The organism is Burkholderia anthina, assembly GCF_902498995.1.
Taxonomy (GTDB): domain Bacteria; phylum Pseudomonadota; class Gammaproteobacteria; order Burkholderiales; family Burkholderiaceae; genus Burkholderia; species Burkholderia anthina.
The window spans coordinates 84,627-108,309 of record NZ_CABVLY010000009.1 but is presented as its reverse complement, the minus strand read 5'-3'; the positions used below and the strand labels follow the sequence as shown (position 1 = coordinate 108,309).

Sequence of the window (23,683 nt, the reverse complement as noted above, 5' to 3'; positions counted from 1 at the left end):
CCTGCTGCGGCGCAGCAGAGCGGCAAATCGCGTCGATCGGCACGCATGCGCGGCGATTCGGCCCCTAAAAAACACAATATCGAGCATACCTTCGAAGAGCCTGTCATCCACGCGTCACCCTGCTAGAATTCGGCTGCCGCATTGTTCCGATTGACTGATGAGATTGCTTGACGCACTGGTCGAACAACGTATCGCCGCCGCCGCCGCGCGGGGCGAGTTCGACGACTTGCCGGGTGCCGGCGCGCCGCAGGCGCTGGACGACGACCTGCTCGTACCCGAGGAGGTGCGGGTGGCCAACCGTATCCTGAAGAACGCGGGTTTCGTGCCGCCGGCCGTCGAGCAACTGCGCGCGCTGCGCAATCTGCAGGACGAATTGCAGGCGGTCAGCGACCGGACTGCGCGCTGCCGGCTGCAGGCGAAGATCCTCGCGCTCGACATGGCGCTCGAATCGCTGCGCGGCGGCCCGATGGTGATGCCGCGCGACTATTGCCGGCGCATCGCCGAACGCCTGTGCGAACGCGGGCTCGACGAAGTGTCGGCCGAAGCGGGGCCGATGTGAGCGCCGACGCGCTGCACCCCGCGGCAACCGAATCCGTCGCGCCTTCTCCTGTTTCCGAAGCCTCGCCCGTGTCGGCGCGCGATCTGCATTTCATGCGTCTCGCGCAGGCTGCCGCCGAAGAGGCGCGCGCGGCCGGCGAAGTGCCGGTCGGCGCGGTGCTCGTGCGCGGTGACGAAGTGATCGCGCGCGGCTTCAACCATCCGATCGGCGGGCACGACCCGTCGGCTCATGCGGAAATGGCCGCGCTGCGCATGGCCGCGCAGCATCTGCAGAATTACCGGATGCCCGGCTGCGAGCTGTACGTGACGCTCGAGCCGTGCCTGATGTGCGCGGGCGCGATCATGCATGCGCGCATCGCCCGCGTGGTGTACGGCGCCGCCGATCCGAAGACGGGTGCGTGCGGCAGCGTGATCGACGCGTTCGCCAATCCGCAGCTCAACCACCATACCGACGTGACCGGCGGCGTGCTCGCCGACGAGTGCGGCGCCGCGCTGAAGTCGTTCTTCGCGGAGCGCCGCCGCGCGCTGCGCGAAGCGCGGCTGGCCCGCGACGCGGCATCCGGCGCGTCATAAGCGCATCGCCTCGCGCAGCGGCCGGCTTCCGTGAGCGTCGCTGCGATCCCGGCCCGTGAACCGGAGACGGTTCGGACCCTCTAAGCAGGTTTGACGACCCGATACCTTTCGCCATGTCCTTCCAGCCCGCCGCGTCCTACACTATCCGCCTGCTGGCGCCCTCCGGTTATCCGCACGATCCCGATGCGATCAATCGCGCGCTCGAACGCCTGAGCGGTGCGCAGCATCGCATCGAGAACATCGAGGCGACGCAGCGCCGCTTTCAGCGTTTCGGCGGCACCGACGGCGAGCGGGCGGGGGACCTGAACCGCCTGGCGGATCCCGAGCGGCCGCTGCCGGACATCGCGCTCGCGGTGCGCGGCGGCTACGGCGCGGCGCGCATCCTGCACGGGCTCGACTATCTCGGGCTCGAGCGTCGCCTGCGCGACCAGCCGATCGCGCTCGTCGGCCACAGCGACTTCACCGCGATCCAGCTCGCGCTGTATGCGAAGGCGCGCATCAAGACCTTCGGCGGCCCGATGCTGTCGGCCGACTTCGGCGCCGAAACGCCGAGCGACTTCACGATGCAGCACTTCTGGCAGACGCTGTCGCAGCCGACCACGACGATCGTCGCCGAAGCGCCGCAGGTGCAGACCGTGAACGTGACGGGCACGCTGTGGGGCGGCAACCTCGCGATCCTCACGTCGCTCGTCGGCACGCCGTACATGCCCGATATCGAAGGCGGCATCCTGTTCATCGAGGACGTCAACGAACAGCCGTTCCGGATCGAGCGGATGATCTATCAGCTGCACCTGTCGGGGCTGCTCGCGCGCCAGCAGGCGCTCGTGCTCGGCCAGTTCACCGGTGCGCGGCCGTTCGAATACGACAACGGCTACGACATGCAGGCGATGATCGACCAGGTGCGCTCGGTGGTCGGCATTCCGGTCGTCACGGGGCTGCAGTTCGGTCACGTGCCCGACCTGCTGACGCTGCCGTTCGGCGCGAAGGCGCAGCTCGTCGCGAATGCGCACGGCTTCCGGCTGACGCTGTCGGACTATCCGCATCTCGGCTGAGCCGGCCGGATGCGACGGTCGGGTACGATCGAAAGGCGGGATTTCCCGCCTTTTTCTTTAAGTAAATGCGCAACTAACGGTCTGGATTTTTCGTCGACACCGATCGAGTCGGCACCGTGTCACGCACCATTTTTGTCAACAAAACGACCGCGAGGGTATACGCCGTGATCGGCCGTGGGCAAGCCTGATAGGCTTGATGTGCATGGATTCGGAGCGGCACGCACCGATTCGGTACATCGAAACGCACGCCGATTGTGCGCATTTCGAGAAAAGAATTGTTGACAATCTTTATGTCCGTTCTAGGATGAGGACCATCACGCGATGCAGATCATGAACGAGCCCGATTCCCACCCGTCCGGCGCAGCCGGTTCCGAAGCGATCGCCGAGCGGATCCGTACCGCGATCCTCGAGCATCGGCTCGCGCCCGGCGCGAAGCTGACGGAAGCGCAGCTTTGCGACGTGTTCGGCGTGAAGCGCGGGCCGATCCGGCAGGCGCTCGCGCAGCTCGCGGCCGACAAGCTGGTCGATCTCGAGCCGAACCGCGGCGCGTTCGTCGCGAGCCCGACGCTGCAGGACGTGCACGAGGTGTTCGAAATGCGCCGGATCGTCGAGCTGGCCGTCGTGGAGCGGCTCGCGACGGGCCCGGGCGCGAAGCGGCTGAAGGGCGTCGCCGCGCTGATCGACAAGGAACGCCGTGCGTTCGAGCGGCACGACTTCGCGGCATGGATCCGCCTGTCGGGCGAATTCCATACGGCGCTCGCGGCGCTGACGGGCAATGCGACGCTCTGCGAGTGCCTCGACGGGCTCGTCGCACGCTCGACGCTGATGTCGGCGCTGTACGAATCGCACGGGCGCAGCCCGTGCTCGTGCGACGACCACGACGAGATCCTGACCGCGCTGGAAGCGGGAGATCCGAAGCGGGCGGTGACGCTGATGGCGCACCACCTGCAGCATGTCGAACTGAAGATGCTGGACCGGCCCGCGCAAGGGCAGGTCGATTTGCGCGAAGTGTTCGGCGGCGCCTGAGCGGCGACGCGAACCCGGCCGCGCGCCACAGAACGAGAGCAATGCAGGCCGGCGGTATCTGCCGCCGGCTGCCAGTCCGACTCCGGGCGACGATCCGGAGCGATATCGATGACGGTGGAGCGGCTGTCCGGCCGCGTCAAGGAGAAGTCATGGCTCAGTTCAGTGTCGCGCACGACAGCGCGTATCCGGCGGAAGAAGGCGGCGAGGGCAGCGATCCCACGTTGCCGGACGGCTATAGCAGACGTTTGTACAACGAAGATTTGGCACCCCTAAAAAATCAGACGTGGGGTTCGTACAACATCTTCGCGTTCTGGATGTCGGATGTGCACAGCGTCGGCGGCTATGTGTTCGCGGGCAGCCTGTTCGCACTCGGGCTGACGAGCTGGCAGGTGCTGATCGCGCTGATCGTCGGCATCACGATCGTGAACCGGCTGTGCAACCTGATCGCGCGGCCGAGCCAGCAGATCGGCGTGCCGTATCCGGTCGCCTGCCGTGCGACGTTCGGCGTGCTCGGCGCGAACGTGCCGGCCGTGCTCCGCGGGTTGATCGCGATCGCGTGGTACGGCATCCAGACCTATCTCGCGTCCAGCGCGCTCGTGATCGTCGTGCTGAAGTTCTTTCCGCAATGGATGCCGTACGCCGACGTCCATCGCTACGGCTTTCTCGGGCTGTCGGCGATCGGCTGGGCCGGCTTCATGCTGCTGTGGGTGCTGCAGGCGTTCGTGTTCTGGAACGGGATGGAGACGATCAAGAAGTTCATCGACTTCGCGGGCCCGGCCGTCTACGTCGTGATGTTCATCCTGGCCGGCTACATGGTGTGGCGCGCGGGCTGGCGCAACATCGGCATCAACCTCGGCGGCGTCAAGTATCACGGCGCGGAAGTGATCCCGGTGATGATCACGGCCGTGTCGCTCGTCGTGTCGTACTTCTCCGGGCCGATGCTGAATTTCGGCGACTTCTCGCGCTACTGCCGCTCGTTCGGCGAAGTGAAGCGCGGCAACTTCTGGGGGCTGCCCGTCAACTTCCTCGCGTTCTCGCTCGTCACGGTGATCACGACGGCCGCGACGCTGCCGGTGTTCGGCGAACTCATCACCGATCCGGTCGAGACGGTCGGCCGCATCGACCATCCGACCGCCGTGATCCTCGGCGCGCTGACCTTCACGATCGCGACGATCGGCATCAACATCGTCGCGAACTTCGTGTCGCCGGCGTTCGACTTCTCGAACGTCGCGCCGCGGCTGATCAGCTGGCGCGCGGGCGGGATGCTCGCGGCCGTCGCATCGATCTTCATCACGCCGTGGAACCTGTTCAACAACCCGGCGGTGATCCACTACACGCTCGACGTGCTCGGCGCGTTCATCGGTCCGCTGTACGGCGTGCTGGTCGCCGACTTCTACCTCGTCAAGCGCGGCCGGCTCGTGCGCGACGATCTCTACACGATGTCGGAGCGCGGCGCGTACTGGTACACGGGCGGCGTGAACCGCCGCGCGCTCGCGGCGCTGTTGCCGGCCGCGGTGATCGCGATCGTTTGCGTGATGGTGCCGGGCTGGCAGGCCGCCGCGAACTTCTCGTGGTTCATCGGCGCGGGGCTCGGTTTCCTGTTCTACCGGCTGCTCGTGAACGCGAAGGCCTGAGGAGCGCGCGATGAAGATCAAGCTGATCAATCCGAATACGACGCAGCGGATGACCGACGCGATGGGGCGTTGCGCGCGCGAAGTCGCGGCCGCGGGCACGGAAGTCGTCGCCGTGAGCCCGCCGATGGGGCCGCCGTCGATCGAAGGGTATTACGACGAGGCGCTCGCGACGCCGGGGCTCCTGGCCGAGATCGTGCACGGCGAGCGCGAAGGTGTCGATGCCTACGTGATCGCGTGTTTCGGCGACCCGGGCCTGTATGCGGCGCGCGAGGTCGCGCGCGGGCCGGTGATCGGGATCGCCGAGGCGGCGATGCATGCGGCCAGCGTGCTCGCGCCGGGCTTCTCGATCGTCACGACGCTGGCGCGCACGTGCGGGATGGCGTGGCATCTTGCCGAACGCTACGGGATGAAGCGGTTCTGCCGCAACGTGCGCGCGACCGACGTGGCCGTGCTCGAGCTCGACCGGCCCGGCTCGGCCGCGCGGCGCATCATCGTCGACGAATGCCGGCGCGCGCTCGACGAGGACGGCGCCGACGCGATCGTGCTCGGCTGCGCCGGGATGGCCGAGTTCGCGCACGAGATCGAGCAGCAGATCGGCGCGCCGGTGGTCGAGGGCGTCACGGCGGCCGTCAAGTGGGCCGAGGCGCTCGTGTCGCTGCGGCTCGCGACCGCGAAGCGCGGCGACTACGCGCGGCCGCTGCCGAAGCGCTACGACGGCGAATTCGCGCGGTTCAGCCCGCCGGACGACCTGCCGGCGGCCGCCGCCACGGCCCGAAGCGGGGTTGCCGCACCGGAACCGGTCCCGAATTTGCCGCAACCGCACATACACTCCGTCTGACATGCACTATCTGCGCCGCTGTATGGGCGCGTATGAACCTTTTCGCTACACTGGGCCGTCATCGCATCGGCCCGCACGGCGTCCCTCCGGCACCCGCGCGGGCTGATGCGAACCCATTATTTCAGCAAGCTTTCGCCGCACTTCGAACCATGTCACTCGATCCCAACTATCCTCGCGACCTGATCGGCTACGGCCGCCATCCCGTGCAGGCGAACTGGCCGGGGCGCGCCCGCGTCGCCGTGCAGTTCGTCCTCAACTACGAGGAGGGCGGCGAGAACTGCGTGCTGCACGGCGATCCGGGCTCCGAGCAGTTCCTGTCCGAAATCGTCGGCGCGGCCGCGTATCCGGATCGGCACATGAGCATGGAATCGATCTACGAATACGGTTCGCGGGCCGGCGTGTGGCGCATCCTGCGCGAATTCGAGAAGCGCGGGCTGCCGCTGACGGTGTTCGGGGTCGGCATGGCGATCGAACGCCATCCGGAACTCGCACGCGCATTCGTCGAGCTCGGTCATGAAATCGCATGCCACGGCTGGCGCTGGATCCACTATCAGAGCATGACGCCCGAGCTCGAAGCCGAGCACATGCGTCTCGGGATGGAAGCGATCGAACGCGTGACGGGCGAGCGCCCGCTCGGCTGGTACACCGGCCGCGACAGTCCCAACACGCACCGTCTCGTCGCGGAATACGGCGGCTTCCTGTACGACTCCGACAATTACGGCGACGACCTGCCGTTCTGGATGAACGTCGAAGTATCGGGCGGCGGCACGTCGCCGCAACTGATCGTGCCGTACACGCTCGACACGAACGACATGCGCTTCGCGACGCCGCAGGGTTTCAACACCGGCGATCACTTCTTCGACTACCTGCGCGACGCATTCGACGTGCTGTACGCGGAAGGCGACGAAGCGCCGAAGATGCTGTCGATCGGCATGCACTGCCGGCTGCTGGGCCGGCCGGGCCGTTTCCGCGGGCTGCAGCGTTTCCTCGATCACATCGAAAAGCACGATCGCGTATGGGTGACGCGTCGTGTCGATATTGCGCGTCATTGGCGTGAACATCATCCGTATCAGCCCAATCATCGAAACGAAGGGAAAGCATGAAGGCGATGCGTTACACGTTGGATCAACTGAACACGATGGCGCCGAGCGCATTCGTCGCGGCGCTGTCCGGGATCTTCGAACATTCGCCGTGGGTGGCCGAGATCGCCGCGGGCGAGCGGCCGTTCGCGAATATCGACGCGCTGCACAAGACGATGTCGGGCGCGGTGGAGGCGAGCGGCGAAGTGCGCCAGCTCGCGCTGATCAACGCTCACCCGGAGCTGGCCGGCAAGGCCGCCGTGCGCGGCGAGCTGACGGCCGAGTCGACGCGCGAGCAGAGCGGCGCGGGCCTCGACCAGTGCACGCAGGAAGAGTTCGACAAGCTGCTGACGCTGAACCGCACGTATCGCGAGAAGTTCGGCTTCCCGTTCATCCTCGCGGTGCGCGGCTATGACCGGCACGGCATCATCGCGAACTTCGAGGCGCGCGTGAATCATTCGCGCACCGAGGAACTGCGCACGAGCCTCGACCAGATCTACCGGATCGCGCGCTTCCGCCTCGACGACCTGATCGACGCCTGACACCGCAATACGGCCTGCTGCGTGGCAGCGGCCTGACCGCCTCACTGAAACAAGGAAACATCATGGCTGTTCCGCTTCTCGATCCGAACGCACCCGATTTCACGCGGCGCTACGTGAACCTCGCCGACCCGCGTCTCGGTGCGCAGGCGCTCGAGGCCAGCGACGACTTCTTCGCGCCGAAGGACCGGATGCTGAACCCCGAGCCGGCGGTATTCATCCCCGGCAAGTACGACGACCACGGCAAGTGGATGGACGGCTGGGAGACGCGCCGCAAGCGCACGACGGGCTACGACTGGTGCATCGTCAAGCTCGCGCGCCCGGGCGTGATCAAGGGCTTCGACATCGACACGAGCCACTTCACCGGCAATTTCCCGCCGGCCGCGTCGATCGAGGCCGCGTACGTGGCCGACGGCGCGCCGACGCACGCGACCGAATGGGTCGAGATCGTGCCGTCGACGACGCTGCAGGGCAACAGCCATCACTACGTCGAAGCGAGCGACGCCCGTGCGTTCACGCACCTGCGCGTGAACATCTATCCGGACGGCGGCATCGCGCGCCTGCGCGTGTACGGCCAGCCGCAGCTCGACTGGGCCGGCGCGAGCGCGACCGAGCAGTTCGATCTCGCGGCGATGGAAAACGGCGGCTACGTGGTGGCGGCGAACAACCAGCACTTCGGCGTCGCGTCGAACCTGCTGCTGCCGGGCCGCGGCGTGAACATGGGCGACGGCTGGGAAACCCGCCGCCGCCGCGAACCGGGCAACGACTGGGCGATCATCGCGCTGGCGCGGCCGGGCGTGATCCGCAAGATCGAAGTCGATACGGCGTTCTTCAAGGGCAACTACCCGGATCGCTGCTCGATCCAGGCCGCGTACGTGTCGGGCGGTACCGACAGCTCGCTGATCACGCAGTCGATGTTCTGGCCGGTGCTGCTCGGCGAACAGAAGCTGCAGATGGACAAGCAGCACTACTTCGAACAGGAAATCGCAGCGCTGGGCCCGGTGACCCACGTGCGCCTGAACATCATTCCGGACGGCGGCGTATCGCGCCTGCGTCTGTGGGGGACGCTCGACCAATGAAGACGCTTGCAATCGAACCGCTGACCAAGGAAGCGTTCGCGCCGTTCGGCGACGTGATCGAAACGGAAGGCGCGAGGCAGATTCCGATCAACCTCGGCACGACGATCCGCTTTCACGATCTCGCGACAGTCGACGTGACCGACGAAGACGGCCGCACGCTCGTGAACCTGTTCCGCGGCCAGCCGCGCACGCTGCCGTTCGAGGTGAAGATGCTCGAGCGTCATCCGCTCGGCAGCCAGGCGTTCGTGCCGCTGAACGACCAGCCGTATCTCGTCGTCGTCGCGCCGGCGGGCGAGCTCGATCCGTCGAAGATCCGCGCGTTCGTGACGAGCGGGTGGCAAGGCGTGAACTACGCGAAGGGCGTGTGGCATCACCCGCTGATCGCGCTGGGCGGCGTCAGCGACTTCATCGTCGTCGATCGCGGCGGCGACGGGCTGAACCTGAACGAGCAGGATCTGCAGGAGTCGCTGTGGCTCACCGACGAAGCGCTGCATGCGTTGACGGCCTGAGTTATCGGCTCGCGTAGCCGTTCTCCGTTCGACGAAACCCGCGCACGATGCGCGGGTTTTTTCATGCGTCGTCGCGCCGGGCGTTCGCGCGACGCTTGCGGGTGTCGTGCTGGCCGCTGCTGCCGCGGCGCCGCTCGGTGACAGGCGCATGCTGTGCCGTCAACGCGGCGATCCAGTCGATGAACACGCGCAGCTTCGCGCTGACGTGCCGGTTCGGCGGGTAGGCCACGTACATCGGCATCGGATCGAGCCGCCAGTGCCCGAACAGCGGCACCAGCTCGCCGCGCGCGCGGTGCCGCTCGGCCATGTAGTCGGGCAGCCACAGGATGCCGAGGCCGGCGAGGCCGGCCTCGACGTACGCGTTGCCGTCGTCGACCGCCAGCACGTAGCGCCCGCGCACGTTGACGCGCTCGCCGTCGTGTTCCATCGCATATGGCAGCGCCTTGCCGGTACGCGCCCAAAGAAAACCCACGATCCGGTGATGCGTGTCCTCGAGTTCCGCCGGATGCGACGGCGTGCCGGCGCGCGCCAGATAGTCGGGCGATGCGTAGACGCCGAGCCGCAGGTCGCCGACCTTGCGCGCGACCAGCGCCTGGTCGGTCGGCTCGCCGCCGCGCACGACGCAGTCGACGTTCTCGCCGATCACGTCCACCACGCGGTCGCTCACGCCCATGTCGAGCTGGATGTCCGGATAGCGCGCGTGGAACGCGGGCAGCGCCGGGATCAGGATCAGCCGCGCGAACGGGCTGGGCACGTCGACGCGCAGCCGTCCGCGCGGGGATGCGGATGCACCGGACAGGCTCGTCTCGGCATCGTCCATGTCGGCGAGCAGCCGCACCACGCGCTCGTAGTAGGCGGCGCCGTCGGCCGTGACGACGACCTTGCGCGTCGTGCGGTTGAACAGCCTCACGCGCAGTCGCGCTTCCAGTTGCTGCACCAGCTGCGTCACGCTGGTCCGGCTCATGTGCAGCGTCTCGGCCGCCTTCGTGAAACTGCCGGTTTCCACCACGCGGGCGAACGCCTGCATCGCGTCGAATCGATCCATCGGGTGTGTGCTCCGCGTCGCTCGGAAATTGTTTGGGTTTCGCAAACAGTGCTGGACACGATTGCCTGTTTATCGGTCGGGCAGCGGTCCTTAAAGTGCCTTCATCGTTGATACCGGGGCGGTTGGCCCCAAGGATGAATGGAGGATCGGCATGACGAAGCGTAGCGTAGTTTTCCCGCCCGGGCGCCGGGCGCTGTACGAGCGCAACCGGTATTCGCCGGCGGTGAAGTCGAACGGCTTCCTGTTCGTGTCCGGGCAGGTCGGCAGTTGCGACGACGGTTCGCCGGAACCGGCGCTCGACACGCAGGTGCGGCGTGCGTTCGAGAACCTGAACGCGGTGCTGCACGCAGCCGGCTGTACGTTCGACGACGTGGTCGACGTGACGGTATTTCTCGTCGATCCCGAAGCGACGTTCGAGCGGATCTGGCAGATCGTTCCGGAGTACTGGGGCGACGCACCGCATCCGACGCTGACCGCCGTCGGCGTGACCTGGCTGTACGGTTTCCAGTTCGAGATCAAGGCGATCGCGCGGATGCCGGAGACGGTCGACGGGTGAGCGGGGCCCGACGGGCTGATTGCGTGCCGTGTTGGCATGCGCCACGGCGAGAGGGGCGTCCTCCGTTCATCCGCGCGATGCAGCCGCGCGGCGATCGGCACCGCATTGCGCCGTGTCGCCATGCCGAAGCTGCACACGAGGATTGCGGGTGGGGCGCTCACGCGTTCATCACGCCGGCGCCGGCCATCGCACGTGCTATCGTGCCCGCATTGCCACCCCACGACGTCCATGCCGGATGATTCCCGCCGATGAGCCAGCCTGAAAACGACCTTGCGACCCTGTTGCGCACGATGCAACCCGAGCTGCATCCGGGCGCGTACGCATTCGTATCGCTGCCGAACGGCATCGACGTTTCGTTATCCGAAACGGTCGCCACGTTCCAGGAAGCCGAAGGACTGACGGTGATCGTCAGCGAGGAAACGGCGGCCCGCCGCGGCTGGCCTGTGCTGTTTCGCGCCGCGTGGATCACGCTGACCGTGCATTCCGACCTGCAGGCGGTCGGGTTGACGGCCGCGTTCGCGCAGGCGCTCGGCGCGGCCGGCATCAGCTGCAACGTGATGGCGGCCGCGTGCCACGATCACATCTTCGTCGCATTCGGCGACGGTGCGCGCGCGCTCGACACACTGGTCGCGCTGCAGCGCGACGCGTCGCGCGACTGACGCACGCATTCGCCGCACGCAAAAAAAACGGGCCCGTTTCCGGGCCCGCGAACGGAGAGGATCGCGCCGGCAAACAACCTCCGGCGCACGGTGGCTTACTTGTTCGCGCCACCCTCGAACCAGGCGGCGAGCTTCACGCGCTCGTCGTCGGTCATGTGCGTGACGTTGCCGATCGGCATCGCCTTCAGGCGCACGGCCTGTTCATAGATGCGCTGCGCGTTCTTCGACACTTCGTCCGGCGTATCGAACATCACGCCGGCAGGCGCGCTGCCCATCAGCGTCGGCTTGGCCGAGTGGCACTCGACGCAGCGCTGCTGCAGGACCGGCATGATGTCGGCGATCACGACCTTCGGCGCGTTGGCGGCTTGCGCTTCCGGTGCGACCGGCTTCGGCATCGTCCATACCAGTGCGCCGGACAGCAGGGCGACGCCGCCGATCGGCAGGTACCACAGCTGCTTGCCGCGGTGACGCATCACGAAGAACTGACGGATCAGCGCGCCGGCCAGCATGATCATCACGAGCACGACCCAGTTGAGCTTGTTCGTGTAGGTCATCGCATAGTGGTTCGACAGCATCGCGAACACGACGGGCAGCGTGAAATACGTGTTGTGCACCGAGCGTTGCTTGCCGCGCTTGCCGTAGATCGGGTTCGGCTCTTCGCCCTTGAGCATCTTGTCGACCATCTTGCGCTGGCCGGGGATGATCACGAAGAACACGTTCGCCGACATGATCGTCGCGAGCATCGCACCGACGATCAGGTACGCCGCACGGCCCGAGAAGATGTGGCAGGCGAGGTATGCGGCGACGACGACGTAGATGCCGACGCAGATACCGAGCACGCGATCGTTGGTGCCGAGGATGCGGCACAGCGAGTCGTAGACGATCCAGCCGGCCGCGAGGAAGCCGAGCGCGGATGCGACGGCGACCACCGGGCCCATGTCGAGCACGCTCTTGTCGATCAGGTAGGTGTTCGGCGCGAGCAGGTACAGCACGAAGAACAGCGAGAACCCCGACAGCCAGGTCGTGTACGACGGCCACTTCGACCAGTGCAGGTCATCCGGCATTTCCGGCGGGGCGACCGTGTACTTCTGCATGTTGTAGAAACCGCCGCCGTGGACGTGCCACAGTTCGCCGAACACACCGCGCTTGCGCTGGTTCGGGTCGGTCGGCGGTTTCAGGCTGTTGTCGAGCGCGACGAAATAGAAGGACTCGCCGATCCACGCAATGGCGACGATGACGTGCAGCCATCGCAGCGCGAGGTTCAGCCAGTCGGTGATGAAGCCTTCCATGAAACTCCTCCAGACTCAGATCGTTGTCTTTGATGCGGGCAGCCGATGCGTATGTCAGCTGCCGCGATAGGTGCTGTACGACCACGGCGACACGAGCAGCGGCACGTGGTAGTGCGATGCGGTGTCGGCGATGCCGAAGCGCAGCACGACGCGATCGACGAAACGCGGTTCGGGAACCTTCACGCCGAGCGACGCGAAGTAGTCGCCGGCGTGGAATACGAGTTCGTATTCGCCGGCGGCGAGTGCCGCGCCTTCGAGCAGGGGGGCGTCGCAGCGGCCGTCGCTATTGGTCAGCACGGTCTTGATCGCGCGGCGCGATTCGCCGTCCAGCGCGTAGAGGTCCACCTTGATGGCGGCGCCGGGACGACCGTGCGCCGTATCGAGTACGTGGGTAGTGAGCTTTCCCATTCGCAATTGTCCTTGTGTGAATGCGAGGTTCGGCGGCGACTCGATCCATGACTGTGCGGCGGATCGAGGCTCCACGTCACGTGGCTACATACCCGTCGGCGAAATTGAAGCGAGCGCCGTGCAGGCATTGTAAAAAGGTTCCCCGCGTAAATACGGGCGCGATATCAAAGATAATGCGCCGCGCATGAACCGCTGTCGACGGCGTGCCGGAAGCGGCTGGCGACCCGTGCTTCGCGCGGCCGGCGGCCCGTCGCGCGGCGTACCATATCGAAACCGTGAAGCGCGGTATTGCGGATCGCGCATTGTGCGCGGCGCGCGCTTGGGCGATCCTGCCGCCGTGCGCGTCGGGCAGTGTCCGGTGCGTACCCCGAAGACGGCGAGCACGCCGGGTAACCGGGCCAGCGCGTTCGAACGGACGCAGGCACCGGGGCGTGCCGCGAATCAGCGTTCGAACGGCTTTGTGATGGTCTCCGGGAGCGGCTCCCGGGGGCAGAACGACGCGGAGAACGCATGAACCTCGAGCAGCACGCCGGCGCACGCGCGCCGCACCCATCCTCATCCCGCCCGAAAACCCTGCTGGTCAGGCACGCCGACGTGCTCGTGACCATGGACGACACGCGTCGCGAACTGCGCGATGCGGGGCTCTACATCGAAGACAACCGGATCGTCGCGGTCGGCCCGAGCGCCGAGCTGCCCGACACCGCCGACGAGGTGCTCGACCTGCGCGGCCACCTCGTGATCCCGGGGCTCGTGAACACCCACCATCACATGTACCAGAGCCTCACGCGCGCGGTGCCGGCCGCGCAGAACGCCGAGCTGTTCGGCTGGCTCACGAATCTGTACCGGATCTGGGCGCACCTGACGCCCGAAATGATCGAGGTGTCGACGCTCACCGCGATGGCCGAACTGCTGCAGTCGGGCTGCACGACGTCGAGCGATCATCTGTACATCTATCCGAACGGCAGCCGGCTCGACGACAGCATCGGCGCCGCGCAGCGGATCGGCATGCGCTTTCACGCAAGCCGCGGCGCGATGAGCGTCGGCCAGCGCGACGGCGGCCTGCCGCCCGATTCGGTCGTCGAGCGTGAACCCGACATCCTGCGCGACGCGCAGCGCCTGATCGAGACCTATCACGACGAAGGCCGTTACGCGATGCTGCGCGTGGTCGTCGCGCCGTGCTCGCCCTTCTCGGTGAGCCGCGAGCTGATGCGCGACGCCGCCGTGCTCGCGCGCGAATACGGCGTGTCGTTGCACACGCACCTGGCGGAGAACGTGAACGACATCGCGTACAGCCGCGAGAAATTCGGGATGACGCCGGCCGAATACGCGGAAGACCTCGGCTGGGTCGGTCATGACGTGTGGCACGCGCACTGCGTGCAGCTCGACGATGCGGGCATCGGCCTGTTCGCGCGCACCGGCACCGGCGTCGCGCACTGCCCGTGCTCGAACATGCGGCTTGCGTCCGGCATCGCGCCGGTGAAGAAGATGCGTCTGGCAGGCGTGCCGGTCGGTCTCGGCGTCGACGGCTCCGCGTCGAACGACGGCGCGCAGATGGTCGCGGAAGTGCGCCAGGCGCTGTTGCTGCAACGGGTCGGCTTCGGGCCCGATGCGATGACCGCGCGCGAGGCGCTCGAGATCGCGACGCTCGGCGGCGCGAAGGTGCTGAACCGCGACGACATCGGCGCGCTGAAGCCCGGCATGGCTGCCGACTTCGCCGCGTTCGACCTGCGTCAGCCGTTGTTCGCGGGCGCGCTGCACGATCCGGTGGCGGCGCTCGTGTTCTGCGCGCCGTCGCAGACGGCGTACACGGTGGTGAACGGGAAGGTGGTGGTGCGGGAAGGGCGGCTCGCGACGCTCGATCTGCCGCCCGTCATCGAGCGCCATAACGCGCTTGCGCACGCGCTCGTGGAAGCGTCGCGCTGACGCGCCGGGGCGGAGGTCGCGCCGCGTCACGCGATGCCGCGCCACGCCGTAACGGCGTGGCCGGCGCGCGTCGTGCGTGATTACGGCTCGATCAGCGTGCGGGTGGCTTCGGCGACGAGGCCGCGCAGCCAGCGCACTTCGTCGGAGTAGTGGCAGCGTTCGTGCCACAGCTGGTAGTACTGCATCGGCGGGAAGTCGAGCGGCGCCGGCACGACCGACAGCGGCAGGAACTTCGCGTAGTGATCGGCGAACAGGCGCGTCGTCGTGAAGATCAGGTCCGACTTCACGAGCACGTACGGCGCGAGGTTGAAGTACGGCAGCGTGACGACCACGTGACGCTTGAGCCGTTCGCGCGCGAGATGCACGTCGATCGCGCCGCGCTGGCCGACCGAGTACGGCGTCGGCGCGAGGTGCGGCGCGTTCAGGTACTGGTCGAGCGTCAGCCCGCCGCGCTTCGCGAACGGGTGCGTGTTGCTCATCAGACAGACGATTTCATCGACGAACAGGTTCGACAGGTGCAGCTGCTCCGGCGGCTCGGGCCAGTTGCCGACGACGATGTCGAGCTTGCCGTCTTCCAGCGCGAGCTCGTAGTCGAAGGCGGGGCCGAGCGAATGGAATTCGAGCGTCGCATTCGGCGCCGCCTGGCGGAAGCGTTCGACGACGGTCGGCACGAACAGCACGTTCAGGTAGTCGGGGCAGCCGATCCGGTAGCAGCGGATCGACGTGGCCGGGTCGAAATTGTGCTGCTGGAACTTGATCCGCTCGATTTCGCGCAGCGCGTTCTGTACCGGCTCGAGCAGGCGCAGCCCGTATTCGGTCGGAACCATGCCGGACTTGCCGCGCACGAGCAGCGGGTCGCCGGTGATGTCGCGCAGGCGCCGCAGCGCGGCGCTGATCGCCGGTTGCGACTGGTTCAGTTTGACGGCCGCGCGCGTGACACTGCGCTCCATCAACAAGGTGTGCAAGACGCGCAAGAGGTACGTGTCGATCGCCTCGCGTTGCTGACTCATGGTATCTCCGTTTTATATGTCCGGGCTGATCGAGGGGCAGGTGGGGTATATCGTTTTTAATATGAACCGGAGCCAGCGTCAAGGGATGGATACCCGCAGACCCCCGCCGGTCGGGCCTCGACGAGGGGCCGGAACGGGGCGAAACGCAGGTGGGCGGGCACCGCGCGGATGCGCATTGCACGCATCCGGCGATCATGGCGCCGCGTGCGGTGCGGTGCGCGTCAGTCGTCGATGCGCATGCCGACTTTCAGCGTGACCTGCCAGTGGATGACCTGGTCGCCTTCGATGTGGCCGCGCGTTTCGGTCACCTCGAACCAGTGCAGGTTGTGCAGCGTCTTGCCGGCTTTCGAAATCGCGTTGCGGATGGCGTCGTCGCACGATTGCTTCGACGAGCCGGTCAGTTCGATCAACTTGTAGACGTGGTCGCTCATGATGCGCTCCCTGGGGTGTCGGTATGTGCGGCCGGCGCAAGCCGCGGGCCCGAAGCAGCGCCGCGCGTGTCCGGCTTCTTGAGTGATAGGTATGATGGGCGGCAAGTGCAACCCCAATTGGAGACGAGGAACATCGTGGAAGTCGGATTTTGCGGACCGGGATTGATGGGCGCGCCGATGATTCGGCATTTGCTGGCGGCGGGCCACCGGGTCAGCGTATGGAACCGCACGCGTGAAAAGGCCGAGGCGCTCGCGCGGGATGGCGCGCAGGTGGTCGACACGCCGCGCGAACTGGCCGGGCGCGTCGAAACCGTCTTCGTATGCGTGCTCGACGCGCGTGCGGTCGGCGACGTCGCGTTCGGCGAGAACGGGCTCTTCGCCGGCGACGCGGCCGGGCGCCGCGTGCGGCGCATCGTCGATCATTCGAGCATTCCGCCCGCCGCGACGCGCGACTATGCGGCGCGCGCAGCCGCGCTCGGCGCGGGCTGGATCGATGCGCCGGTGTCGGGCGGCGTGCCCGGCGCGCAGGCCGGCACGCTCGCGGTGATGGCCGGCGGCGGTGCGGCCGACCTCGACGCGGTCAGGCCGCTGATCGACACCTATGCGTCACGCATCACGCACATGGGCGAAGCGGGGGCGGGCCAGACCGCGAAGCTGTGCAACCAGGCGATCGTCACCGCGACGGTGACGGCGATTGCCGAGGCCGTCGGCCTCGCACAGGCGAGCGGGATCGACGCCGCGCGGCTGGCCGAAGCGCTGGCCGGCGGATGGGCGGATTCGGTGCTGCTGCAGACGTTCGTGCCGCGCATGACGTCGGGCGGCCATCCGCCGATCGGCGCGCTCGCCACGTTCCAGAAGGATGTCGACGCGATCGCCGACGCGGCGCGCGAAACGGGTGCGGTGATGCCGGTGTCGGCCACGGTGCAGCAGGTGCTGCGGCTGGGCGCCGCGCAAGGGCTGGCGGGTGCCGATTTCGCCGCATTCATCGACATCGTGCGGCCCGGCCACGCTCGCGCGGCAGCGCAGTGACGACGAAGCGGGAAGCCTGAATGACCGATGGGCCGCTCGCGGGCGGCCCATCGTATCGGTGTCGGTTCAGCCGAGGGAGCGCGGTGTCGTGTCGCCGGCGTTCTGGCGTCCGAGCCCGCCGCGCAGGCTCGCCTTCGTGCCTGCACCAAATTCGGGCAGGATGCGCGCGCGGGCGCGGCTCGCGAAGACCAGGAAGCCGAAGCCGTTCGCCTCGTACCAGTACCCGCCGTTCTCGAGGCCGTCGAGCGGCTGCTCGAGCGCGTTGGCGATCGATTCGATGCAACGCTTGCGCAGTTCGGCGATGGCCGGATAGGGCGGCTGTGCGCCGCGCACGCTGCACAGGAGCACGTCGAGTCCGGGCAGCACGTGCGCGTAGAGGACGGGCTCGTCCTGCGCACGGGCGCGGGCAATCTTGGTGTCGAGCTGTGCGAACGGCTTGGAGTGGCGCAATACCGCGAGGAACGACTCCTGGCCATCCTGCTGCGCGCGTCGACGTTTTTTCGGGAAGGACATAAACACTCGCCTCAAAAACAATTGCAAGAAATGCGGCACTTTCATGCGACCCACTCCCGGCTATGTACGCCGCATGTCGATCCTTTATAGCACACGAAAATGCTGCACTCGTGTGCGGTACGACGATCAATGTCTCCCGTCGACCCGCTTGCCACGATGATCGACACAGCCAGCGTCTTGGCGCCCGTACTGTCGTTTAGTCTCCATCATAGACCTGCTTTTCCCGCGCGTGCATTCGCGCGTCACAAAAAAGTGGGATAAGCCGCGCGCGGCGATGCGCGGCACGCGTCCATGAAAAAGGCCCGCACGTGGCGGGCCTGGCGGATGCGGCGTGGCGCGGTGCTCAGCGTTGCTTGAGCGAATCGCGGATTTCGCGCAGCAGCACGGTGTCTTCCGGCGTCGCGGCCGGCGCGGCTTCTTCCGGCTTGCGCAGCTTGTTGATGAATTTCACCATCAGGAAAATGATGAACGCGAGAATGATGAAGTTGATCGCCACCGTGATGAACGAGCCGTAGCCGAACGCGGCGACGCCCGCGGCCTGCAGGTCCTTGAACGAATCGGGGTTGCCCTTGAACGTCGGGGGAATGGTGCCGAGCAGAACGAACTTGTTCGAGAAATCCAGGCCGCCGGTCAGCACGCCGATGACCGGCATGATGAGGTCTTTCACGACCGAGTCGACGATCTTCGAGAATGCGCCGCCGATGATCACGCCGACGGCGAGATCCATCACATTGCCCTTGACGGCAAACTCCTTGAATTCCTTGATTATGCTCATAAGCGGCTTTCTCCTGGTTGGGCGAGGGGAGGCGTGCCGCGACGCGCAGGGCTGCGAAACGTCGGATGGGATCGGGGGCACGCCGATGGTCGCATGATAACGAACGTACCCCATTGCCGGTAGCCCATCTTGAAATGATTGACAAATTCGGCGGGCCGGCGCGAGTGAAAATGAAAGGAAGCGCGGTGTAGGCCGCGGGCGTCGCGCCATGCGTCGACGCCCGCGTTCGTGATGCTCAACTGTTGTCGTCGGTCCAGCCGTCGTCGTTGCTGCCGACATCGACACCGCCGCCGCCGCCGTTGCCGTCGCTCCAACTGGCGTCGTCGCCGCGGCCGAGGTCGAAGCCCTGGCCGTTGTCCTGCCGCCGGCGCGGGTCGTCGACGATCACGTCGCGCTCGACCACGCGCTCGCGGCCGCCCGACATCGCTTCGCCGAGCAGCACGCCGGTCAGCAGCCCGCCCATGCCGCCGCCGAAGCCGCCGCCTTGCTGAACCACGACGGTCGGCTGCTGTTGCGGCGGGTACGGTTGCTGCTGATACGGCTGGCCTTGCATGCCGGTGACGCGATCGGCTTCCTGCGCGTACACCGAGCCGTTGCCGTTCTGCTGCGCGGGCTGCGCGCTCGGGTCGGGGCGTCCTTCGACGCGCGCCTTCACGCTCGCGTGACGCTGTTCGAGTTCGTCGATGCGATACGGCGGCACCGGATTCTTGCCGTTCGCCAGCGCTTCGACGAGCCCGCGCGCATCGGTCTCGATGCCTTCGAGCTCGCCCGTGAGCGCGGCGGCGCCGGCCGCGGTCGACAGCCGCGCATCGAGCTTGAGCGGGCGGATGTCGTTGAGCACGTCGGTGGCGCGCTTCAGTTGCGAGCGGCGTTCGTCGTCCGCGCGACTGTCGTCGGCCGAGCGCGCGCGGCGCAGCGTCCAGCGCAGCACGAGCGCGACGATCGCGATGAGCAGCGCGAGGCCGATCCACATGCCGGTCGACGGGCCGTGTTTGGCGACCGGCGCGGCCGGCGCGAGCGACGATTGCAGCGAGCCGGACTGGGTGGCCGACGGCGCGTTGCCGCTCGTGCGCGCGGCGTCCGCGCGGATGCGCGATTCCGTTTGGGCGAAGTGCGACGCGTCGGTGAAACGCAATTGCGGATCGAGCGATTTCGCGCGCTGCAGCTGCGTCAGTGCGTCGGACGCGCGGCCTTCGCGGTCCAGCACCTGCGCGTACAGGTAGCGCGCATGCGCGTTGTTCGGATGGGCGTCGATGACTTGCGAGAGCTGCGTGTCGGCGTTCTGCCAGTCACGCTGTGCGATCGACTGCTCGACTTGCTGCAGCGACGGTACCGCAAATGCGGCGGACGACAGCAACATCAGCGAAAAGCCGAGTGCGGCGAGAGATTTCTTCATGGTCGAACCGGGCGCGCGCGCCCGTCTCCTGACGATCGGTGCGCGCCGCGAACCCGGTCGGGCCGCGGCGCGGTTGCCGTTACTGCGCGGGCGTGTCGAGCTGCTTCTTCAGCGCGGCGAGGCGATCCTCGACCGACGGGCCCTTGTTTAGCGCGGCGAGCTTGTCGTCGAGCGCCTTGCCGCTCGACGTGTCGGCCGAATTCAGGCGGGCGTCCGAGCGCGCGTTCTGCAGCGCGACCTTGTCTTCCAGCTTCTGGAAGTCTTCGGACAGGTTCTTGCCGCCGATGCCGCCCAGCGCGCTGGCCGCGACGTCCTTCGCCTGTGCGATTTCCTGTTTGGCCTGCAGGATGTTCGAGCGTGCGTTCAGATCGTTGCGGCGCTGACGCATGTCGGCGATCTGCCCCTTCAGCTTGTCGACCGACGGTTCGAGCGTGGTCAGCTCGGCCGCGAGCGCATCGCGTTCGGCTTCCGCATTCGACTGCGCGGCGAGCGCCTCGCGTGCGAGCGCTTCGTCGCCGGACTGCAGTGCGCGCTTCGCGCCGTCTTCGTACTTCTTTACCTTGTCGTCGGCCGCATCGCGCTTGCTGCGCTGGGTCGCGACCTGTGCTTCGATTTCGATCAGCGAATTCTCGGCACGGCCGATGCTGTCGTCGAGCTCCCGCACGATCTGCCGTGCGTCGCGCGACGGATCCTGTACCGAGTCGGCCGCATCGTTCAGCAGGCCTTTGATCGTGCGCGAAACAGAGTCGAAAAGCGACATGAAATCCTCCGTGGTTGAAAAACGCCGCGTCAGCGCGGCAGTGCTCGCCGCGGACCGGTTGCGGTCCGCCAGAGCCGGCGGATATTACACCGCCGGCCCCTTAAATACGGCTTAAGCGCCGAAGTTCAAGCAGCGTGCGTGCGCGTCGTTCCGACCTTTCGCATTTGAAAGGAAGGCCGCCGGCACGCATGGGGTGCGTGTCCATGATAGGTCGAGGATGCCGCCAATACGTTCCGCAATTCACGATCGTGCGGGAATTTTTACAAAAAATCGCGAAGCCGATCGGTCGATTTCATTAAAATGCGCTGTCACGTCGCGGGAACGGATCGCCGCGCGGCGGGGTCTGTCGACGTGACAGTTGCCGCGATGCACCCACTCTGATTCATCCGCTTGCATTTCCGCATGCATCCGAGGGCGCCATGTACGCCCGCCATTCCGACATGCCAATCATCAAACGACCGTCTTCTTCTTCCGACCGGAAAGAACCCCACTACACGTTGCGCCGTTCGCCTTCGGGAGCCTATTACCCCGATGACGACAACGGCGACAACGACCGTCGCACGCCGCGCAGCGGAGGCGGGGGCAGTGGCCGCCGCTCGTTCGGCTCGCGCGTCGCTTTGTGGTTCGTCGGCCTGTTCGCGACGCTCGCCGTCGTCGGCGCGCTGATCGTCGGCTACGCGCTCGTCGTGATGGCGCCGCAGCTGCCGTCGCTCGATGCGCTGACCAACTACCAGCCGAAGGTGCCGCTGCGGGTGTTTACGGCCGACCACGTGCTGATCGGCGAATTCGGCGAAGAGCGCCGCAGCCTCGTGCGCTTCCAGGACATTCCCGACGTGATGAAGAAGGCGGTGCTCGCGATCGAGGACTACCGCTTCTACGAACACGGCGGCGTCGACTTCGTCGGCATCCTGCGCGCGGGCGTGGCCGACCTGCTGCACGGCGGCGCGCGCCAGGGCGCGAGCACGATCACGATGCAGGTCGCGCGCAACTTCTTCCTGTCGAGCGAAAAGACCTACACGCGCAAGATCTACGAGATGCTGCTCGCGTACAAGATCGAGAAGGCGCTGACGAAGGACCAGATCCTCGAGCTGTACATGAACCAGATTTATCTGGGGCAGCGCTCGTACGGTTTCGCGGCCGCCGCGCGCGTGTATTTCGGCAAGGACCTGAAGGACATCACGCTCGCGGAAGCGGCGATGCTCGCGGGGCTGCCGAAGGCGCCGTCCGCGTATAACCCGGTCGTCAATCCGAAACGCGCGAAGGTGCGCCAGGAATACATCCTGAAGCGCATGCTCGAGATCGGCTACATCACGCAGCCGCAATATGACGAGGCGGTGAAGGAAGAGATCCACGTGCGCACGCCGGGCAACCAGTACGCGGTGCACGGCGAGTACGTCGCCGAGATGGTGCGGCAGATGATGTACCAGCAGTACAAGGACGAAACCTATACGCGCGGGCTGACCGTCACGACGACGATCAACTCGGCCGACCAGGAAGCGGCGTACCAGGCCGTGCGTCGCGGCATTCTCGACTACGAGCGCCGCCACGGCTATCGCGGGCCGGAAGGCTCGATCAACCTGCCGGCGGCCGGCGACGACCGCGACGAGGCGATCGACGACGCGCTCGCCGATCACCCGGACAACGGCGACCTGCAGTCGGCCGTCGTGCTGACGGCATCGCCGAACGCGGTCGACGTGCAGTTCGTCGGCGGCACGACGACGACGATCGGCGCGGCCGGGCTGCGCTTCGTGTCGGCTGCGCTGAGCCCGCGTGCGAACGCGACGCTGCGGATCAAGCCGGGCTCGATCGTGCGCGTGATGAAGGACGGCAAGACGGGCTGGCAGGTCGTGCAGTTGCCGCAGGTCGAGGGCGCGCTCGTCGCGATCGCGCCGCAGGACGGTGCGATCCGCTCGCTCGTCGGCGGCTTCGACTTCAACAAGAGCAAGTTCAACCACGTGACGCAGGCGTGGCGCCAGCCGGGTTCGTCGTTCAAGCCGTTCATCTATTCGGCCTCGCTCGACAAGGGGCTCGGGCCGGCGACGATCATCAACGATGCGCCGCTGTACTTCCCGCCGAGCGTGCCGGGCGGCACCGCGTGGGAGCCGAAGGACGACGACCAGCCGGACGGCCCGATGACGATGCGCACCGGCCTGCAGCGCTCGAAGAACCTCGTGTCGATCCGGATCCTCGCATCGATCGGCACGCAGTATGCGCAGCAGTACGTCACGCAGCGCTTCGGCTTCGATCCGGCGAAGACGCCGCCTTACCTGCCGATGGCGCTCGGCGCGGGTCTCGTGACGCCGCTGCAGCTCGCGACCGGTTACGCGGTATTCGCGAACGGCGGCTACAAGGTCGATCCGTACCTGATCGCCGAAGTCGACGACGCGCGCGGCCAGCCGCTGCAGAAGTCGCAGCCGGTGGTCGCGGGCGGCACGGCGCCGCGCACGATCGAAGGCCGCAACGCGTACGTGATGAACAGCCTGCTGCACACGGTCGCGACGGCCGGCACCGGTGCGGGCACCAACGCGCTCGGCCGCGGCGACCTGCAGGGCAAGACGGGTACGACCAACGATGCGAAGGACGGCTGGTTCGCCGGCTACCAGCAGTCGCTCGTCGCGGTCGCGTGGATGGGCTTCGATCAGCCGAAGAGCCTGGGCAGCCGCGAATTCGGCGCGCAGCTCGCGCTGCCGATCTGGGTGAACTACATGCGCACCGCGCTGAACGGCGTGCCCGAGCAGCAGATGCCGATGCCGGACGGCCTGACGACGATCGACGGCGAGCTGTACTACGCCGATCGCACGCCGGGCAACGGCTTCGTCGCGAGCGTCGACATCAACCCGGCCGCGAACGCGATCAGCGCGAACGATGCGCTCGGCTCGGCCGGCGCGGCGGGCCTCGCACCGCCGCCCGTCACGCCGCAGGAGAAGCAGCAGATCATGGACATGTTCGAGAGCAAGTAAGCGGTACTCGGATGTTTCGCATGCGACGGGCGCCTTCGGGCG

24 protein-coding genes are annotated in these 23,683 nt (G+C 66.9%); 15 read left to right on the top strand and 9 right to left on the bottom strand.

What is annotated here, in order from left to right; genetic code table 11:
- Positions 1 to 157 precede the first annotated feature (157 nt).
- The 10 genes from BME24068_RS14040 to BME24068_RS13995 all read left to right on the top strand — a co-directional run bounded on the left by BME24068_RS14040 (position 158) and on the right by BME24068_RS13995 (position 8,887).
- Positions 158 to 559 (top strand): DnaJ family domain-containing protein, encoded by a 402-nt coding sequence (locus tag BME24068_RS14040; protein ID WP_174926434.1) that lies wholly within the window; start codon positions 158 to 160, stop codon positions 557 to 559.
- Entirely contained in the window at positions 556 to 1,131 is a 576-nt protein-coding gene (gene tadA, locus BME24068_RS14035) for a tRNA adenosine(34) deaminase TadA (RefSeq protein ID WP_174926433.1), read from the top strand. Before BME24068_RS14040 ends, tadA begins: the two co-directional genes overlap by 4 nt.
- A 113-nt stretch (positions 1,132 to 1,244) precedes the next feature.
- On the top strand, positions 1,245 to 2,183 hold the full coding sequence (gene ldcA, locus BME24068_RS14030) for a muramoyltetrapeptide carboxypeptidase (RefSeq protein WP_174926432.1): 939 nt from the start codon (positions 1,245 to 1,247) through the stop codon (positions 2,181 to 2,183).
- A 321-nt stretch (positions 2,184 to 2,504) separates the two neighbouring features.
- Positions 2,505 to 3,209, top strand: coding sequence for a GntR family transcriptional regulator (locus BME24068_RS14025; protein WP_174926431.1), 705 nt, complete (start codon positions 2,505 to 2,507; stop codon positions 3,207 to 3,209).
- Between the two features lie 149 nt (positions 3,210 to 3,358).
- Positions 3,359 to 4,843, top strand: a complete 1,485-nt coding sequence (locus BME24068_RS14020) for an NCS1 family nucleobase:cation symporter-1 (RefSeq protein WP_096503229.1) — start codon at positions 3,359 to 3,361, stop codon at positions 4,841 to 4,843.
- Between the two features lie 10 nt (positions 4,844 to 4,853).
- Positions 4,854 to 5,681 carry an aspartate/glutamate racemase family protein gene (locus BME24068_RS14015; RefSeq protein ID WP_174926430.1) on the top strand — a complete coding sequence of 276 codons (828 nt, stop codon included), beginning with the start codon at positions 4,854 to 4,856 and terminating at the stop codon, positions 5,679 to 5,681.
- Between the two features lie 149 nt (positions 5,682 to 5,830).
- Positions 5,831 to 6,784, top strand: a complete 954-nt coding sequence (puuE, locus tag BME24068_RS14010) for an allantoinase PuuE (RefSeq protein ID WP_174926429.1) — start codon at positions 5,831 to 5,833, stop codon at positions 6,782 to 6,784.
- Positions 6,781 to 7,302: a 2-oxo-4-hydroxy-4-carboxy-5-ureidoimidazoline decarboxylase gene (uraD, locus tag BME24068_RS14005; protein ID WP_096503223.1), complete on the top strand. Its 522-nt coding sequence runs from the start codon at positions 6,781 to 6,783 to the stop codon at positions 7,300 to 7,302. The genes puuE and uraD overlap by 4 nt, the downstream gene beginning before the upstream one ends.
- A 62-nt stretch (positions 7,303 to 7,364) precedes the next feature.
- The gene (gene alc, locus BME24068_RS14000; protein ID WP_096503221.1) at positions 7,365 to 8,378 is read left to right on the top strand and encodes an allantoicase; all 1,014 of its coding nucleotides are present in this window, start codon (positions 7,365 to 7,367) and stop codon (positions 8,376 to 8,378) included.
- The gene (locus BME24068_RS13995) at positions 8,375 to 8,887 is read left to right on the top strand and encodes an ureidoglycolate lyase (RefSeq protein WP_174926428.1); all 513 of its coding nucleotides are present in this window, start codon (positions 8,375 to 8,377) and stop codon (positions 8,885 to 8,887) included. Before alc ends, BME24068_RS13995 begins: the two co-directional genes overlap by 4 nt.
- Positions 8,888 to 8,948: 61 nt before the next feature.
- On the opposite strand, the gene BME24068_RS13990 is transcribed toward BME24068_RS13995, so the two are convergent.
- Positions 8,949 to 9,932 (bottom strand): LysR family transcriptional regulator, encoded by a 984-nt coding sequence (locus tag BME24068_RS13990; protein WP_174926427.1) that lies wholly within the window; start codon positions 9,930 to 9,932, stop codon positions 8,949 to 8,951.
- A 151-nt stretch (positions 9,933 to 10,083) separates the two neighbouring features.
- Between BME24068_RS13990 and BME24068_RS13985 the strand changes: the two genes are divergently transcribed.
- Together BME24068_RS13985 and BME24068_RS13980 are read left to right on the top strand one after the other, a co-directional pair.
- A complete protein-coding gene (locus BME24068_RS13985; protein ID WP_096503215.1) occupies positions 10,084 to 10,488 on the top strand; it encodes a RidA family protein in 405 nt (134 codons plus the stop codon).
- Between the two features lie 248 nt (positions 10,489 to 10,736).
- Positions 10,737 to 11,147 (top strand): ACT domain-containing protein, encoded by a 411-nt coding sequence (locus BME24068_RS13980; RefSeq protein ID WP_096503213.1) that lies wholly within the window; start codon positions 10,737 to 10,739, stop codon positions 11,145 to 11,147.
- A gap of 95 nt (positions 11,148 to 11,242) precedes the next feature.
- Here the strand turns inward: BME24068_RS13980 and BME24068_RS13975 are convergent, their stop codons facing one another.
- Complete coding sequence (locus BME24068_RS13975) at positions 11,243 to 12,436, bottom strand: urate hydroxylase PuuD (RefSeq protein WP_096503211.1); 1,194 nt, start codon at positions 12,434 to 12,436, stop codon at positions 11,243 to 11,245.
- A gap of 54 nt (positions 12,437 to 12,490) precedes the next feature.
- Positions 12,491 to 12,844, bottom strand: coding sequence for a hydroxyisourate hydrolase (gene uraH / locus BME24068_RS13970; RefSeq protein ID WP_012364099.1), 354 nt, complete (start codon positions 12,842 to 12,844; stop codon positions 12,491 to 12,493).
- A gap of 510 nt (positions 12,845 to 13,354) precedes the next feature.
- Here uraH and BME24068_RS13965 point away from each other — a divergent pair.
- Positions 13,355 to 14,767: an 8-oxoguanine deaminase gene (locus BME24068_RS13965; RefSeq protein ID WP_096503209.1), complete on the top strand. Its 1,413-nt coding sequence runs from the start codon at positions 13,355 to 13,357 to the stop codon at positions 14,765 to 14,767.
- A gap of 80 nt (positions 14,768 to 14,847) precedes the next feature.
- On the opposite strand, the gene BME24068_RS13960 is transcribed toward BME24068_RS13965, so the two are convergent.
- Positions 14,848 to 15,777, bottom strand: a complete 930-nt coding sequence (locus BME24068_RS13960; protein WP_006402708.1) for a LysR substrate-binding domain-containing protein — start codon at positions 15,775 to 15,777, stop codon at positions 14,848 to 14,850.
- Between the two features lie 221 nt (positions 15,778 to 15,998).
- On the bottom strand, positions 15,999 to 16,208 hold the full coding sequence (locus BME24068_RS13955; protein ID WP_096503207.1) for a dodecin: 210 nt from the start codon (positions 16,206 to 16,208) through the stop codon (positions 15,999 to 16,001).
- A 135-nt stretch (positions 16,209 to 16,343) separates the two neighbouring features.
- Between BME24068_RS13955 and BME24068_RS13950 the strand changes: the two genes are divergently transcribed.
- Entirely contained in the window at positions 16,344 to 17,237 is an 894-nt protein-coding gene (locus BME24068_RS13950; protein ID WP_096503371.1) for an NAD(P)-dependent oxidoreductase, read from the top strand.
- 66 nt (positions 17,238 to 17,303) lie between these two features.
- Here the strand turns inward: BME24068_RS13950 and BME24068_RS13945 are convergent, their stop codons facing one another.
- The 4 genes from BME24068_RS13945 to BME24068_RS13930 form a co-directional block, all read right to left on the bottom strand.
- On the bottom strand, positions 17,304 to 17,750 hold the full coding sequence (locus tag BME24068_RS13945; protein WP_027784713.1) for a hypothetical protein: 447 nt from the start codon (positions 17,748 to 17,750) through the stop codon (positions 17,304 to 17,306).
- Positions 17,751 to 18,093: 343 nt separating this feature from the next.
- On the bottom strand, positions 18,094 to 18,525 hold the full coding sequence (gene mscL, locus BME24068_RS13940) for a large conductance mechanosensitive channel protein MscL (protein WP_096503205.1): 432 nt from the start codon (positions 18,523 to 18,525) through the stop codon (positions 18,094 to 18,096).
- A gap of 235 nt (positions 18,526 to 18,760) precedes the next feature.
- On the bottom strand, positions 18,761 to 19,921 hold the full coding sequence (locus BME24068_RS13935) for a tetratricopeptide repeat protein (protein WP_174926426.1): 1,161 nt from the start codon (positions 19,919 to 19,921) through the stop codon (positions 18,761 to 18,763).
- A 79-nt stretch (positions 19,922 to 20,000) separates the two neighbouring features.
- Positions 20,001 to 20,681 (bottom strand): PspA/IM30 family protein, encoded by a 681-nt coding sequence (locus BME24068_RS13930; protein WP_059233905.1) that lies wholly within the window; start codon positions 20,679 to 20,681, stop codon positions 20,001 to 20,003.
- Positions 20,682 to 21,121: 440 nt separating this feature from the next.
- Between BME24068_RS13930 and BME24068_RS13925 the strand changes: the two genes are divergently transcribed.
- The gene (locus BME24068_RS13925) at positions 21,122 to 23,641 is read left to right on the top strand and encodes a penicillin-binding protein 1A (RefSeq protein ID WP_174926425.1); all 2,520 of its coding nucleotides are present in this window, start codon (positions 21,122 to 21,124) and stop codon (positions 23,639 to 23,641) included.
- Positions 23,642 to 23,683: the final 42 nt, after the last annotated feature.

Bases quoted from the DNA above. Each gene is read 5' to 3' on its own strand.
- BME24068_RS14040 (WP_174926434.1), top strand. From the start codon at position 158: ATGAGATTGCTTGACGCACTGGTCGAACAACGTATCGCCGCCGCCGCC.
- ldcA (WP_174926432.1), top strand. From the start codon at position 1,245: ATGTCCTTCCAGCCCGCCGCGTCCTACACTATCCGCCTGCTGGCGCCC.
- BME24068_RS14025 (WP_174926431.1), top strand. From the start codon at position 2,505: ATGCAGATCATGAACGAGCCCGATTCCCACCCGTCCGGCGCAGCCGGT.
- BME24068_RS14020 (WP_096503229.1), top strand. From the start codon at position 3,359: ATGGCTCAGTTCAGTGTCGCGCACGACAGCGCGTATCCGGCGGAAGAA.
- BME24068_RS14015 (WP_174926430.1), top strand. From the start codon at position 4,854: ATGAAGATCAAGCTGATCAATCCGAATACGACGCAGCGGATGACCGAC.
- puuE (WP_174926429.1), top strand. From the start codon at position 5,831: ATGTCACTCGATCCCAACTATCCTCGCGACCTGATCGGCTACGGCCGC.
- uraD (WP_096503223.1), top strand. From the start codon at position 6,781: ATGAAGGCGATGCGTTACACGTTGGATCAACTGAACACGATGGCGCCG.
- alc (WP_096503221.1), top strand. From the start codon at position 7,365: ATGGCTGTTCCGCTTCTCGATCCGAACGCACCCGATTTCACGCGGCGC.
- BME24068_RS13995 (WP_174926428.1), top strand. From the start codon at position 8,375: ATGAAGACGCTTGCAATCGAACCGCTGACCAAGGAAGCGTTCGCGCCG.
- BME24068_RS13990 (WP_174926427.1), bottom strand. From the start codon at position 9,932: ATGGATCGATTCGACGCGATGCAGGCGTTCGCCCGCGTGGTGGAAACC.
- BME24068_RS13985 (WP_096503215.1), top strand. From the start codon at position 10,084: ATGACGAAGCGTAGCGTAGTTTTCCCGCCCGGGCGCCGGGCGCTGTAC.
- BME24068_RS13980 (WP_096503213.1), top strand. From the start codon at position 10,737: ATGAGCCAGCCTGAAAACGACCTTGCGACCCTGTTGCGCACGATGCAA.
- BME24068_RS13975 (WP_096503211.1), bottom strand. From the start codon at position 12,436: ATGGAAGGCTTCATCACCGACTGGCTGAACCTCGCGCTGCGATGGCTG.
- uraH (WP_012364099.1), bottom strand. From the start codon at position 12,844: ATGGGAAAGCTCACTACCCACGTACTCGATACGGCGCACGGTCGTCCC.
- BME24068_RS13965 (WP_096503209.1), top strand. From the start codon at position 13,355: ATGAACCTCGAGCAGCACGCCGGCGCACGCGCGCCGCACCCATCCTCA.
- BME24068_RS13960 (WP_006402708.1), bottom strand. From the start codon at position 15,777: ATGAGTCAGCAACGCGAGGCGATCGACACGTACCTCTTGCGCGTCTTG.
- BME24068_RS13955 (WP_096503207.1), bottom strand. From the start codon at position 16,208: ATGAGCGACCACGTCTACAAGTTGATCGAACTGACCGGCTCGTCGAAG.
- BME24068_RS13945 (WP_027784713.1), bottom strand. From the start codon at position 17,750: ATGTCCTTCCCGAAAAAACGTCGACGCGCGCAGCAGGATGGCCAGGAG.
- mscL (WP_096503205.1), bottom strand. From the start codon at position 18,525: ATGAGCATAATCAAGGAATTCAAGGAGTTTGCCGTCAAGGGCAATGTG.
- BME24068_RS13935 (WP_174926426.1), bottom strand. From the start codon at position 19,921: ATGAAGAAATCTCTCGCCGCACTCGGCTTTTCGCTGATGTTGCTGTCG.
- BME24068_RS13930 (WP_059233905.1), bottom strand. From the start codon at position 20,681: ATGTCGCTTTTCGACTCTGTTTCGCGCACGATCAAAGGCCTGCTGAAC.
- BME24068_RS13925 (WP_174926425.1), top strand. From the start codon at position 21,122: ATGCCAATCATCAAACGACCGTCTTCTTCTTCCGACCGGAAAGAACCC.